Annotated in this window: 12 protein-coding genes; 3 read left to right on the top strand and 9 right to left on the bottom strand. The window is 67.8% G+C overall.

Annotated features, from left to right (window positions below; translation table 11 throughout):
* Positions 1–155: 155 nt before the first annotated feature.
* From MU582_11170 to MU582_11155, 4 genes are read right to left on the bottom strand one after another with little or no spacing between them, the layout of a single operon-like run.
* Positions 156–2,603: a CHAT domain-containing protein gene (locus MU582_11170; GenBank protein UPK73012.1), complete on the bottom strand. Its 2,448-nt coding sequence runs from the start codon at positions 2,601–2,603 to the stop codon at positions 156–158.
* Positions 2,604–2,611: 8 nt separating this feature from the next.
* Complete coding sequence (locus MU582_11165) at positions 2,612–4,168, bottom strand: S8/S53 family peptidase (GenBank protein ID UPK73011.1); 1,557 nt, start codon at positions 4,166–4,168, stop codon at positions 2,612–2,614.
* A 3-nt stretch (positions 4,169–4,171) separates the two neighbouring features.
* A complete protein-coding gene (locus MU582_11160; protein ID UPK73010.1) occupies positions 4,172–4,645 on the bottom strand; it encodes a hypothetical protein in 474 nt (157 codons plus the stop codon).
* The gene (locus MU582_11155) at positions 4,642–5,226 is read right to left on the bottom strand and encodes a sigma-70 family RNA polymerase sigma factor (protein ID UPK73009.1); all 585 of its coding nucleotides are present in this window, start codon (positions 5,224–5,226) and stop codon (positions 4,642–4,644) included. Before MU582_11155 ends, MU582_11160 begins: the two co-directional genes overlap by 4 nt.
* A gap of 176 nt (positions 5,227–5,402) precedes the next feature.
* On the opposite strand from MU582_11155, the gene MU582_11150 reads away from it, so the two are divergent.
* Positions 5,403–5,981 (top strand): hypothetical protein, encoded by a 579-nt coding sequence (locus MU582_11150; protein ID UPK73008.1) that lies wholly within the window; start codon positions 5,403–5,405, stop codon positions 5,979–5,981.
* 48 nt (positions 5,982–6,029) lie between these two features.
* Here MU582_11150 and MU582_11145 read toward each other — a convergent pair whose 3' ends face one another.
* The 3 genes from MU582_11145 to MU582_11135 form a co-directional block, all read right to left on the bottom strand.
* Positions 6,030–6,650: a GNAT family N-acetyltransferase gene (locus tag MU582_11145; GenBank protein ID UPK73007.1), complete on the bottom strand. Its 621-nt coding sequence runs from the start codon at positions 6,648–6,650 to the stop codon at positions 6,030–6,032.
* Between the two features lie 84 nt (positions 6,651–6,734).
* Positions 6,735–7,175 (bottom strand): Lrp/AsnC family transcriptional regulator, encoded by a 441-nt coding sequence (locus tag MU582_11140; protein ID UPK73006.1) that lies wholly within the window; start codon positions 7,173–7,175, stop codon positions 6,735–6,737.
* An 11-nt stretch (positions 7,176–7,186) separates the two neighbouring features.
* Entirely contained in the window at positions 7,187–8,296 is a 1,110-nt protein-coding gene (locus tag MU582_11135) for a Xaa-Pro peptidase family protein (protein UPK73005.1), read from the bottom strand.
* A 30-nt stretch (positions 8,297–8,326) separates the two neighbouring features.
* Here MU582_11135 and MU582_11130 point away from each other — a divergent pair, with 30 nt between their 5' ends.
* Entirely contained in the window at positions 8,327–9,265 is a 939-nt protein-coding gene (locus MU582_11130) for a 5'-3' exonuclease (protein ID UPK73004.1), read from the top strand.
* Between the two features lie 29 nt (positions 9,266–9,294).
* On the opposite strand, the gene MU582_11125 is transcribed toward MU582_11130, so the two are convergent.
* Positions 9,295–9,705, bottom strand: a complete 411-nt coding sequence (locus MU582_11125; GenBank protein ID UPK73003.1) for a VOC family protein — start codon at positions 9,703–9,705, stop codon at positions 9,295–9,297.
* 93 nt (positions 9,706–9,798) lie between these two features.
* On the opposite strand from MU582_11125, the gene MU582_11120 reads away from it, so the two are divergent.
* On the top strand, positions 9,799–11,946 hold the full coding sequence (locus MU582_11120) for an elongation factor G-like protein EF-G2 (GenBank protein UPK73002.1): 2,148 nt from the start codon (positions 9,799–9,801) through the stop codon (positions 11,944–11,946).
* On the opposite strand, the gene MU582_11115 is transcribed toward MU582_11120, so the two are convergent.
* Positions 11,937–13,487 carry a family 10 glycosylhydrolase gene (locus MU582_11115; GenBank protein UPK73001.1) on the bottom strand — a complete coding sequence of 517 codons (1,551 nt, stop codon included), beginning with the start codon at positions 13,485–13,487 and terminating at the stop codon, positions 11,937–11,939. The two genes, MU582_11120 and MU582_11115, sit on opposite strands and share 10 nt — an antisense overlap.
* Positions 13,488–13,529: the final 42 nt, after the last annotated feature.

Here is a 13,529-nt window from a genome sequence, read left to right as displayed (position 1 = left end):
AAGGAGCAAGTCGCTCGCGTCCGTTGTCCCCGTCTTCCCGAGACCCCGTTCAGCTTGGTGGACTCTCCTCCCAGAGACTGCCTACCGCTCGGCCATCTGTCAACCGGAGAAGGCGGATTTGCAATTGCAGATTGACGGATCGGGGTCGGAGCCGGTCACCAACCAGTGCCGAAGCAGACCAGTGGAACCGGCTCGGAAGGGTTACGCGCGATGCCCTCGGCGAGCGCGGCCGACGGCGTCGCCCCTCGTGCGAGCGCGGTATGGGTGCGCTCCAGCACCTCGCAGGCCACGTCGTCGCTGATCGGTGCAGGTGAGGCGATCACGCACCTTGCGCCAGCATGCAGCCACGCGACGGTCATGCCGAGCGCCTCGCGTCCACTGCCCGCGACAGAGCGTCCGAGCTCGCATGCGGACAGCACCACGATGGACGGGACTCGCTCGAGGTGGTCGATGTCATAGCCGAACCACGGGCCATCGGTCAGGCGCACGGCGGAGAACAACGGGTTCTGCGCCCGGTGGCTCCCGTGTGCCGCGACGTGCAGTAGGTCGGTGTGCGGCGCCAGGTTCGCCACGGCGTCGGCCGCCGCAGCAGCGCCCGCGAGGATCTGCGGACTCGTCCACGCGGCGGCCGCACGTCGTACCTCGTCATCTGCGCGTACGACATCCGGACCCGCTACGAAGCCGGGCGACGTCGGCGGATCCGGTCGCGGCGTCCGTACCCATGACGTCGCAGAGCGCGTGACCGTGACCTCGCGACCGCGCAGACCTGGCAGCAGCGGCCACGGGACATCGGCGAGAACGCCGGTCGCCGAAAGAGCAACCGGACGCTCGTCGACGAGATCGACCAACGGCGCCAGTACTCGTTCGGCCAATGTCGAAAGGCGCATCCGAACCGACTCCACCAGCACCCGGTGCATGGACGCGGAGGTCCGAGTGGCGACCATGTCCAAGTCCGTGGAGAGCCCGTCGAGTAGCCGGGCGATGTCTGCCAACGGAGCGAGGTCGACGAGCCGGTGTTGCTCCGGTGTCACTGCGAGGCCGTACAAGCGTCCTCGCGTGTGGAAGTACGCGAGGTACGTACCGCTGCGCGCTGCCAGCCGCGACCGTAGCTCGTCGACGGTCACCGGCTTGCTCGGCACGCCGCCGTGCGTGCGCCACAGTCGTTCGCGTACGAGGGTCTCGAGCTCGGCGGCCCTCGAGTGATCCGGATTCTCCGAGGTGCGCAGGGCCCGCAGTTCGGTGAGCACTCCGGCCGCCTCGAGGTCGCGTGGCGGGCGTACGACGGGCAACCGTCCGGCCAGGGAACGTGCTCGCTCGGACCACTCGAGCAGGACCGGGAGTGAGCCGTCGTCGACGGCTGCGTCGAGGCCGAGAAGTGCGCAGGCGCGGCCGTGCACCATCGACGCCGCCTGCAGGTCGATGTTGCCGAACGTGGCTTGCCAGCCGGCAAGACCGTCGAGTGCGGACTGCAGATGATGCCGCGCGCGTGATCGGCGCCCGCGTGCGAGCGCCAGTGACGCACGTACCCGCGCGGCGAGCATCCGGTTCGTCATGGACGTTGCGGGCGTGATGCGAACCCTCCGCAGCAGTTCTGCGCCGGACTCGAGGTCACCGGTACGGATAGCGGCGAGACCCGCGATCAGCCGTGCCCGGGTGGCGGGTTCGCGGAACCCTGCGCGCTCGAGCTCCTCGGCCAGTTGCAGCGCTCGGACGATGACCGTGTCATCGTGTTCGTCGAGATCGGCGGCTGCCGCGAGGACCACAACCTGCGCCCGTAGTACCCAGGTGCTGCTGCCCTGCGCTTCGAACCGGCGCACCGCCGAACGAGCCGTCGCTTGCGCAAGGCGGGTGTCGCCCGATACGAGTTGCAGCCGGGCAAGCACCAGCTCGGCCTCGCCCTGCTGCTGTCGCATCCGCTGGCGGCCGAGGGCCTGGCCGGCCGTACGCAGGACCTCACTTGCGTCTTCGGTCAGTCCGGCGGCAAGCAACACCTCGGCGCGGTCCATATCGCATACGGCGAGGTTGAGGGGCGACAACGGGGCCAGCGTCGGCCGCGCGGCCGCCATGTCGTCGAGCGCGCCGACCAGGTCTCCGCGCAGAAGACGTACATACCCACGGTTGTGCAACGCCTTGGCGGCGATCTGGTCGAGATCCGCACGTCGAGCATGTTCGAACGCGAGCGCGAAGTCGTGCTCCGCCGGGTCGACGGTGCTGCGCTGTAGGTACACGTTGCCGCGATTGAGGTAGAGCCGCGCGAGATAGGGATCGGCGTCCGGAAGCAGCGGCAGCGCTGCCGCAAAGGCGTCGAGTGCGCGGCCGGCATCACCGCTGCGCATGCGCAAGAGTCCGAGCTGGGCAAGCGTACGACCTCGTTCGGTGCCACGATGGTCGTCGGCGGACAGCACCTCCTCGCACCGTGCGATGCCACCGTCGACGTCTCCGCCTTCGGCGTCGAGGTACGCGAGCGTGACGAGAATCCGCGTACGGAGCTCCGCGCTCGGCGACCGTTGTAGAGCGGTGTCGCACAAGGCAGCCGCGCGCGTGAGTCGACCGGCGGTCTCTTCGTCACGGGCGAGGTCGTACAGCTGCGCGGCGGTACGCACGATTGCGGCTACGGGTGGAGGTGGGTCGTATCGGCAACGGCCTTCCAAGCGCGTTCGATGGTGTCGGCGACGCCGACGGACGGACTCGTCGCCAGCTCGGCGATGCGGGCGGCGATCTCACCCGCGAGCACCGGCGCCGCGAACGACGTACCGCTCCACACCGCGAACCCGCTGCTGAAGTCGTCGAGGTCGATCGACTCCCGTACGCGTCCGTCGAGGACCGTACGCGCCGGAGGCAGCCTACCCGCATCGAGCTTGGGAAAGGTGCTCACGATCCCGGCTCCGGACCGCATCGCCGAAACCCATTCACCGGTGTTCGTGAACAGCGCGTCGGTGCCGTCTGGGTTGAGAGCGCCGACCGACAGGACCGGCAGGCAGTCGGCACGAATCGGGCTTCCGCCCGACCACGGTGCGAACGCGGCTGGGAACCGAAGCCGCTTGGTCGCGTCGTTGCCCGCCGAGGTCGTGACAATCGTGCCGCACTCCCCCATCAGCTCCAACAACGCGTACAGCGTGGTGTCGAAGAAGGCGTCCTCGGGCGTCTCGTGGTAATAGCCCATCGACAGGTTGAGCACGTCGATCCGCTGCCCTCCGCTGATTGCGGACGCGTGGCGCCGGATCAACTCGGCGATCTTGGTGAGCGAGGCGACGAGCTCGGACTCGACGATCAGACCGTCGGCCTGGACCGCCCGCCAGGCGATGATCTTCGCCTGTGGGCACTTCTGGTGCACGAGGCCCGCGATGAACGTGCCGTGACCGGTGAACGGATCGAGCGATCCGTCGAGCGGGCCGACGAGATCTGGATTCGCTTCCGGTGCGGATGCGGCGCCGATCTGGCCGATCGGAGTCGAGTCCAGCTCGACCGACCGGTCGACGACGCCGTCCAGCCACGGATGTGAACCGCACCCGGTATCGAGAATCGCCACCACCGGCTCGTAGGTGGTGTTCGCAGGCGTTGCCGGCGGGTCGGCTGTGACCATCACCGGCTGTCGTCCACCCAGGCCGGGCAACAGGTACGAAGGCAGCGCACTCGCGTCGCCGGAGTGGAACGGATCTCCCGAGTGAAACGGATCGCCGGAATGGAAAGGGTCGCCCGAGTGGAACGGGTCCCCGGAGTGGAATGGGTCGCCACCGACGGCGGCCAGGGTGAGCACGTGATCGAGGCCGACGGTACGCACGGCGTCGCGTCCGAGCTCGGCCCGAGCCGACTGCAACAGCTCCCATGCATCCGGCGGGCGTACGGCACGACCCGGCACGGGCTTCAGCTCCAGTACGAGCAGCCCGACCGGCGCTTCGTCGCGACCGAGCCTTCGGACGACGAGTCGCTCCTGTTCCTTACGCGGTTGGAGCCGCCAGCCGAGCTCCTCGGCGATCGAGCCCAATCGGTTGACCAGCTCGCGATCGTCGCCGCCCGCGTTGACCAGCAGGTGGTCGCCGATGTACGCGGTGGGTCGCGGAGGTGGTGCGCCGTCGACGACCACCGCGACAGCCGGGTCGAGGACCCGGATACGGCGCGCCGGAGGCACATACGGACGTTCGTGGGTTGGTTTGTCGTCGACCGGCATCTGCTACAGCTCCAAGGTGTTGGTTGCGAACCACGGCGGGTCGCGGTGGTCACCCGAGTGACCGATGACGAGTACGAGGCGGGTAGGTCCGGCGGCGAGCCCGTACAGCTCGAATCGGCCGGACGTATCGGACAGAGCGGACTCCTGCACGTCGGGCTGGAGCACCTGGACCGAAACCGGCTGGGGAGGATCGACCCAGCCGACCAGGTCACAGCGCAACCCGTCGCGCGGACTCACATGGAGGACGACGTTCAGGGAGTCGGATCGGAGGCTGATCACGTCGGCCGGCGTTTCCGAGCGGGCGCCGACCAGACCATGCGACCACTCCGTGAGCTGCAGCAACTCGAACTCAGCGTCGATCCCGGCCAGCTCGAGTCCGGCGATCACCCGGTCGGCAAGACCCGATGGTGCGGGATCGACCGCCTCCCAGACCTCGCGAAGTCCGGACCACAGGCGGGCGTACTCGTCGGCGCTCATTCGTCGCTCCCTCCGGCCAACAGGCTGCGTAGCTTGGCCAGACAGCGCCCGCGGGTCGGCCCGATGCTGCCCACCGGCATCTCCAGCTCGGAGGCGAGGCGTCGGTAGTCCGGGCGATCCTCGAACGCGATGACTCGCAGCAGCCGCTGACAGCGGTGCGAAAGCAACTGCACCGTCTGCCAGAGACGGTGGGACTCGTCGGCGAGCTGCGCCTGTTCCTCGGCCGCCACCGCTGCGGGCAGCGCGTCGGCGACCGTCTGGTCGTCGGAGGCGTTGAGGCGCGACGACTCCTTGGCGACTCGCCACGCCTCACGGCGCGCGGTCGTCGCCAGCCATGCCGTCACCGAGCGAGGGTCGGCGATCCGGTCGCGATGACGTACGAAGGCCAGCCAGGTCGTCTGTACGACGTCCTCGGCCAAGTGGCGTTCGATGCCGTACGCGCGGACGAGCTGCCAAAGCGCCGGCGAGTTCGTACGTACCAGCTCGTCGAGCGCCGTGTGGTCTCCGCTGCGCCAGCGGGTGAAGAGGCCGGCCGACACCACCCAGCGCGCTTGCGAGGTCTGCGGCGTCGGCGCGGCCATGGGCTCTCCCAGGCGGCTGCACACCATTGTTTCCACGCCCCGAAGGAGGACGTGCAGCCTCGTCTTGATACATCCGGGCACACCCGGATTCGCGATGTATCAAGAGTCGCAGATATCGCTCCTGTGCGTAGAGGAATCCACCCAATTCGGGTGGACACACACAGGGAGTGAGAGAAATGCGCAAGACACCTACCGTGGCGACCGGGGTGGCGATTGCGGCGGGCGGCCTGATGGGTGCGGCCCTCGTGACCCCCACCCTCAGCGCCAGTGCGGACGGCGACGCAACGGCGCCGGATCCGGCCCGAACGGCAAGCGCCCAGAAGGCCCTCACCGGATTCAGCTGCAACGGCGGAGCCACCAGGGCGAGCCGCAACATCGGGATCTACGACGGGTTCTTCCAGATCCCGGCCGGCACCACCAAGGCGCTACCGGGCAGCATGAAGTTCAAGGGTCCGAAGCGGGGCAAGGACACCGTGTCGGTATCGGTCACGGGGTTCGGTTACCTGTACGCCGCGTACCAGATCGGCGCCGTGACCGTGACCGTCGACGGCAAGCCGCTGAAGCCGAGCACCCTCGGGTCTCCCGCGTACTGGATGAGCGCCGGCAACTCCGATGGCTATGCCTCCGGTGCCGCGCAGTTCTGCGGCAAGGTCGGCAAGGGACGCCACACCGTGCGGGTGAGGTTCACGAACACCAGTGGCGGGAGCAACTGGGGTCTGTACTCGGCCGTGGCGCACGCCGAACTCAGCAAGTAGGCGGCTCTGCGGACCGTACCGCGGGGGTGTACGGTCCGCTCGCCGTCGTCAGGTGCGCCGGCGGGACGCCCCTGGGCCGAGGGGCGAGTCACCGTGGCGGACGAGGTCGTCCTCAGCCGCCTCACGGAGGTCGAGCGAGAAGTAGACGTTGTCCCACCGCTCGTTGTCGACGGCGACGAAGTCCTCGATCCGGCCGTACTCGCGGAAGCCGAGGCGTTCGTACAGCTGCATCGCGGCGTGGTTGTTGCCGCGTACGTCGAGGGTCAGGATCTCGACGCCGACCTTGCGGCCGTAGGAGATCAGCTCCTCGACCATTCGCCGGCCGAGTCCGCCGCCACGTGCGTCGGCCGAGACGGCGACCTTCGCGATATCGGCATGCGGCTCCTCGGTCTCGCCCTCCCGCCGGTTCCAGTAGGCGAAGCCGACGATCTGGGGTTGTTCGCCCGCCGTGGTCAGGGTCTCGGCGACGACCAGACAGGCGTTGTCGAGCTCGCCTGCCTGGATCAGATCTGCCACCAGCTCACGCAGGTCGCGTTCGCTGGGAGGCTCGACCCACCCGAGGGCAGCGCCCTGCTCGACCATCGTTGTGACGAGGTCGTGGAGCTGCAGGAACTGGGTGTCATTGGGATCAGTCAGCCGGTACACATCGTACTTCGGGGTGCTGGTCACTAGTCGTTTCTCCTCAAGACGATCTCCACGACTCTACCGGAGGTAGGTGTCCAGCTTGTGGACAGGCGTCGGCGGGCGTGGTCGTCAGAGGTCGACGGGCCGGTTCTCGTACGGCGTGGAGAGCACGATCGTGGTGCGGGTGGCGACGTTCGCGACGCTGCGGATGCGGGCGAGCAGTTCCTCGAGATCGTTCGGCGAACTCACCCGGACCTTGAGGATGTAGCTCTCCTCGCCGGCGACCGAATAGCAGGACTCGATCTCCTTGATGTCGCGCAGCCGCTCCGGCGAGTCATCGGGTTGGCTCGGGTCGATCGGGCGGATCGAGATGAACGCCGACAGCGGGAGGCCGACCTCCTCGAGGTCGATCGTCGCCCGGTAGCCGGTGATCACCCCTCGCTGTTCGAGCCGCTTCACGCGTTGGTGTACGGCCGAGGTGGACAACCCCGTCAGCTTGCCGAGCTCGGTGAACGACGCGCGCCCGTCGGCGGTCAGCGCCCGAACGATCTGCCGGTCGATGTCCTCCATGGACCCGTCTCCTAGCCGAGGACGCCGAGGTCGCGGGGACGCACGTTGAGCCGCTCGGCGCCGTCGTCGGTGCAGACGACGATGTCTTCGATCCGTGCTCCGTGCTTGCCCTCCACGTAGATGCCCGGCTCGATCGAGAAGGCCATCCCGGCCTCGAGCACGAGGTCGTTGCCGTCGACGATGTAGGGGTCCTCGTGCGTCTCCATGCCGATCCCGTGACCCGTGCGATGGATGAACGCGTCGCCGTAACCGGCGGACGCGATGATGTCGCGGCCCACCTTGTCGACCGACGCAGCTGTTACGCCGGGCCGGGCGTACTCGCACTGTGCCTGCTGCGCCTGTTGCAGCACCGCGTAGTAGGCGGCGAAATCGTCCGGGACGTGCGAGCCGGTGACGTACGTACGCGTCGAGTCGGAGCAGTATCCGGCCTCGGTCGTACCGCCGATGTCGATCACCACCGGCTCGTTCTCGCCGATCACGCGATCGGAGACTTCATGATGCGGTGATGCGCCGTTGGGCCCGGAGCCGACGATGACGAAGTCGACCGTTGCGTGCCCCTCGTCGATGATCGCGGCGGCGATGTCGGCACCGACCTCGCGTTCGGTGCGGCCCGGCCGTAGCCATTCGCCCATGCGAGCATGCACGCGGTCGATGGCGGCGCCGGCGTCGCGCAGCAGGTCGATCTCGTACGCGCTCTTACGCATCCTGAGCGCGCCGATGACCTCGCCGGCCAGCGTCTGCTTCGCGCCCGGCATGGCGTCGGCGAAGGCGAGCACCTTCTCGGCCCACATCTGGTTGTCATACGCGACCGTGGGGGCGTCGGCGTCGATGTAGCGCGCGACTACCGCGTACGGGTCGTCGGTTTCGTTCCAGGCGACGATCTCGATGCCGAGGTCGGCGACTCCGGCGGCCTCGGCCGCGGGGCGTTCGAGCAGTGGCACGACGAGCGCAGGCGGGTGTCCGGCGGGCAGCACCAGGCACGTCAGCCGTTCGAGCGGTTTGGCGTCGTATCCGGTGAGATATCGCAGGTCGGAGCCGGGCGAGACGAGCAGTGTGTCGATGCCGTGCTCGGCCGCGAGCTCGCCAGCACGCAACAGTCGTTGACGCAGATCTGATGTCACACGCGCAGCCTATCGTGGCAGGATCGGGCCATGGCCGATACCGCGAAGCGTCTGCTGCTGCTCGATACCGCGTCGTTGTACTTCCGGGCGTTCTTCGGGATTCCCGACAGCATCCGCGCGCCTGACGGTACTCCGGTCAACGCCTTGCGCGGGCTGCTCGACTTCGTCGCCCGGCTGGTCTCCGACTATCGGCCGGATGCACTCGCCGCCTGCTGGGACGATGACTGGCGACCGGCATGGCGCGTCGAGCTCCTCCCGACGTACAAGGCACATCGAGTCGTAGAAGTGGTCGAAGACGACGCCGATGTCGAGGAGACACCCGATCTGCTCTCCCCGCAGGTGCCGCTGATCGCGGAGGCACTGTCGATCCTCGGCATCGCGGTCGTCGGCGCGGCCGAGAACGAAGCGGACGACGTGATCGGCACTCTCACGCATCGTTGGGACGGACCCGTCGACATCGTCACGGGCGATCGCGACCTGTTCCAGCTCGTCGACGATGCGAGGTCGCGGCGGGTGCTCTACACGGCACGTGGAGTCGGCAACCTCGAGCAGGTGACCGACGAGGTGATCGTCGAGAAGTACGGCGTACGCCCCGACCAGTACGTCGACTTCGCGGTGTTGCGAGGCGACCCGTCCGACGGCCTGCCGGGTATCGCCGGGATCGGCGACAAGACCGCGGCGGCGCTCGTACGAGAGTTCGAGACCCTCGACGCGATCAGGGAGGCGGCGGCCGATCGCTGGTCGAAGATCAAGCCGCGGGCCCGGCAGAACATCGTCGAAGGCTCGGACTATCTCGACGTCGCACCGCGCGTGGTCCGCGTCGCGGCCGACGCACCCGTCGGTGACCCCGACCTGGCGCTTCGTGCGGTCGCAGACAGCGACGCCGAGCGCTTCGGTGAGTTCGCCGCCCGGTGGGGTCTCGGGGGCGCCGAGCAACGCATCCTCGACGCCCTCGCCCCTTACCGCTGACGAAGCAGGTTGCGGGTCGCGGCCCCTACCTAGTCCTGTTGATCCTGCGCCTCGGCCAGCTGCTGCGGCGACCGAAGTACGCAGAACTGGTTGCCCTCGGGGTCGGCCATCGTCACCCAGCCGGTGCCGGGGCCGTACTTGCCACGAAGGTCGGCCAGCTCGGTAGCGCCGTACTCCAACAGCCATGCCACCTCGTCGTCCTGGTCGCGCGTACGCGGCCGGAGGTCGAGGTGGATCCGCTTGGCCGGAAGCTCGGTGTCGGGCACCTCGATGAAGAGCAGCTTGTGACCCGAGTCCGGGTCGACGATCATGCACTCTTCGTGACCCGGGAGGTTGGGGTCGCCTTCGATGTCGGTGTAGTCCAGCACCGGCTTCCACCACTCGGAGAGCTGGTAGGCATCACGGCAGTCGATGGTCGTATGCGATAAGAAGCAACTCATCGCAACATCCAAGTGGGTCGACGGCTCCGGTGTCCAACGAAATTGACCGGGCGCGGGCTTGTGCACCGCGCGCAAGAGGAGCAGCGTTGGACCATGAGCGACAAGAGCGCCTCCGACGACGGCAGGGCCGACCCAGGCGACTTCGGGCCTGACAGGATTCGCAACGTCGTCCTGATCGGGCCCAGCTCCTCCGGTAAGACAACTCTGGTGGAGACGTTGCTCGCAGCGAACGGCACGATCCCCCGCGCCGGTACCGTCGCCGACGGCACCACGGTGTGCGATTTCGACGAGGCCGAGCAGGCACACCACCGGTCGATGTCGTTGTCGGTCGCGCCGCTGGTGCACCGGGGTACGAAGGTCAATCTGATCGACACACCCGGGTACGCGGACTTCGTCGGCGAGCTGCGTGCCGGCCTCCGCGCCGCCGACTGTGCGCTGTTCGTCGTTGCGGCCAATGAGGGCATCGACCATGCGACGACCGCGCTCTGGCGGGAGTGTGCCGACGTCGGGATGCCGCGCGTGGTCGCGATCACCAAGCTCGACCACGCCAGTGCCGACTACGACGGCGTCCTCTCCCAGGCACAAGCCGCATTCGGCGAGAAGGTGCTGCCGGTGTTCATACCCGTCTCGGAGGCCGGTGAGCTCATCGGGCTGGTCGGCTTGCTGAGCGCGACGTTCTACGACCACCGCGGCGCAGACCTGCGCAACGTGATGATCGAGGACTCCCCTACCGCAGCGAAACGTACGGCCGAGACCGAGCTTCGAGGTGAGCTGATCGAAGGGGTGATCGAGGAGTCCGAGGACGAGTCCCTGATGGACCGCTACGTCGGCGGGGAGGACATCTCCGAGGAAGTGCTGATCGCCGATCTCGAGCGCGCTGTTGCCCGCGGCTCGTTCTACCCGGTCGTTGCAACGGCCGCGTCCGGGGTCGGTGCACAAGAGTTGCTGGACCTCCTCGTACGCGCATTTCCGTCACCGGCGAGCCACCCGACACCCGAGTTGTTCACTCCCGTCGGAGTCGCGACCGCACCGTTGCCGTGTGATCCCGACGGGCCCCTGGTGGCCGAGGTAGTCAAGACGACGAGCGATCCGTACGTCGGCCGGGTCAGCCTCGTCCGGGTCTTCTCGGGCACGCTCGACGGCGACGAGACCGTACACGTCTCGGGTCACTTCACCTCCTTCTTCGGAGCCGGTTCCGGGCATCTGGAACATGACGAGGACGAGCGGGTCGGATCGCTTGCGTACCCGTTCGGCAAGCAACAGCAGGCGGCCAAACACGTCGTCGCTGGTGACGTCGCACTGATCGGCCGACTCACTCGCGCCGAGACCGGCGACACGCTCTCGCACCCGGATCTGCCGCGGCTGCTCCGGCCGTGGGCCATGCCGACTCCGTTGCTGCCGATCGCGCTCGAGGCGGCATCGAAGTCCGACGACGACAAGCTGCCCGAGGCGCTGAGCCGGCTGGCCGCGGAGGACCCCTCGCTGCGGATCGAGAACAACCCCGAGACCCGTCAGCTCGTGCTCTGGGCGATGGGTGAGTCACATGCCGACGAGGCACTGAACCGGCTACGCACCAGGTTCGGCGTCAATGTCGAGCAGATCACGCTGCGAGTGCCGCTGCGAGAGACGGTCGCCTCCTCGGCCAGCGGGCTCGGCCGGCACGTCAAGCAGTCCGGTGGCCACGGCCAGTACGCGATCTGCGAGATAGACGTCGAGCCGCTGCCCGAAGGGAGCGGTTTCGAGTTCGTCGAGAAGGTCGTCGGCGGCGCCGTACCCCGTCAGTTCATCCCCAGCGTGGAGAAGGGCGTTCGCGCCCAGCTCGGTAGAGGCGTACGCAGCGGTCACCCGCTGGTCGACGTACGGGTGACGCTGACCGGCGGTAAGGCGCACAGCGTCGACTCCTCCGATTCCGCCTTCCAGACCGCTGGCGGCTTCGCGCTGCGAGCTGCGGCAGAGCGCGCGGGTGTGTCGATCCTGGAACCTTACGACGAGATCGCCGTGAGCATCCCCGACGAGCTCATCGGTGCGGTGATGAGCGATCTGTCCGCGCGACGCGGAAGGCTGCTCGGCACCGACAAGGACGACGAAGCAGGCACGGTCGTCCGCGCACACGTACCCGCCACCGAGCTGGTGCGCTACGCGATCGACCTCCGATCGGCCACCCACGGCACGGGTACGTTCACCCGTTCGCTCGACCACTACGAGCCGATGCCACCAGAACTCGCCGCGGCCTACCTCTGAGCCCGCAGTTGGGCGCGTACGACGGCGCCTGCACGTACGCGGACCCGCGCGACGCGACTGCGCACACCGGGCTCGACGACCTTCAGCCGATACCTGCCCGGCTCGAGGTCGACGACACCGAACCATCCGTTGCCGTCGGTACGCACCACCTGTGCACGTCCGGGTGTCTCGCCGAGCGGCGTCACCTGGACGTCCAGCTGGTCCTCGAGTCGGCGCGGCGCCCGTACCTTCGCGGAGATGTTGCCTGTACGCGGCTCGGCCTTCCAATCCATCTCCGGCACGACGGCGTCGTCGGTGAACACCTCGTCACGCAGGGCGGCCGCGAGCTTCGAGCGTTCCGAGTCCTTGACCGCAGGGTCCTCGGACTCTGCCGCCGTCTTCGACGCGTTCGCGTACGCGTATCCCATCCAGCCGTCGAGAGGCAGCGCGTCGATCTCTGCGGCCTGAGCCACGGAGTCGGCGATCTCGTTCAGGTAGAGCGCGGGGCCGGAGACGACGTGGCGGTCGCCGCGATAGTTCGCGAGCGCGCGGTTCCACTCGTCGAACATCTGCTCCTGGTCGGGCATCCACTCGCGCTTGTAGTTCATCGCCGTGACCGTGTCGATGATGCCTTCGTCGATCCAGCCCTTCCAGTCCTGCAGCACATTCAGGTACGGCCGGGTCTGTTCCCATCCGCCGTACGTCTGCGGACCGTACGCATAGGTGATGCCGTTGATGCTGAGTCGATCGCTTCGATCGACCTGGTACATCCGGAGGAAGATCTTGCGAACCAGGTTGCTCACCTGGTCTCTACGCCACTGTGCGAACTGCGGATCGGTCGGCTTCGGCCGGTCGGATCGCCCGGTCTCGGCCGCAAACCGGGCGAGCGACGTCTCCGAGTAACCCCAGTCGTTCTGGAACTCCGCTTCGTTGTCGGGGTAGCGGATGTAGTCGAGGTTCACGCCGTCGACGTCGTAGTTGCGCGTGAGCGATGCGATCGCGCGCACCTGGTAGTCGACGGCATCGGGGTTCGCCGGGTCCATGTAGGAGTTGTCGCCGACGAGCTCCTCACCGTCGACTCGCTTGTTGAGCCAGCGGTCGCGGCCGTGTGCGTCGAGCCCGTGCTTGTTGAACGCGTGATCGGACGACTCGGGCGGGTCGGCCTCGTTCCACAGCGTTGTCGCGTTGACCCAGGCGTGCACCTCGAGCCCGGCCTCGTGGCCCTGCGCAATGACTTCTGCCAGCGGGTCGTACGGCTCCGGGTCGAGACCCTTCTCGTCCGAGCGCGGGTACAGCGAGTTGTTGCAGAAGCAGTCGAACCTGCGCCCGACTTGGACGATCAGTGCGTTGGCGCCGACGTCTTGCGCCGCATCGACCAGTTCGGTGACTTCGTCCGCGTCGTAGATGCCCTCGTTGAACCCGTCGACCCAGTAGCCCCGGAACTGCTCAGGCGGCTCGGTCGCGGTCGACTGTGCTGCGGAGCTGGGTGGGCTGCCGATCAGCGTCGTCGTCAGGGCGATGCCCGCAACGGCGGCGAGGGTACGGACTACGGGACGGGTCATCGATGGTGCCTCCGGGTCGGATCGATCGGTACCCGCATCGTT

The organism is Nocardioidaceae bacterium SCSIO 66511 (assembly GCA_023100825.1).
Taxonomy (GTDB): domain Bacteria; phylum Actinomycetota; class Actinomycetes; order Propionibacteriales; family Nocardioidaceae; genus Solicola.
This window is presented reverse-complemented; position numbering and strand designations above follow the sequence as displayed.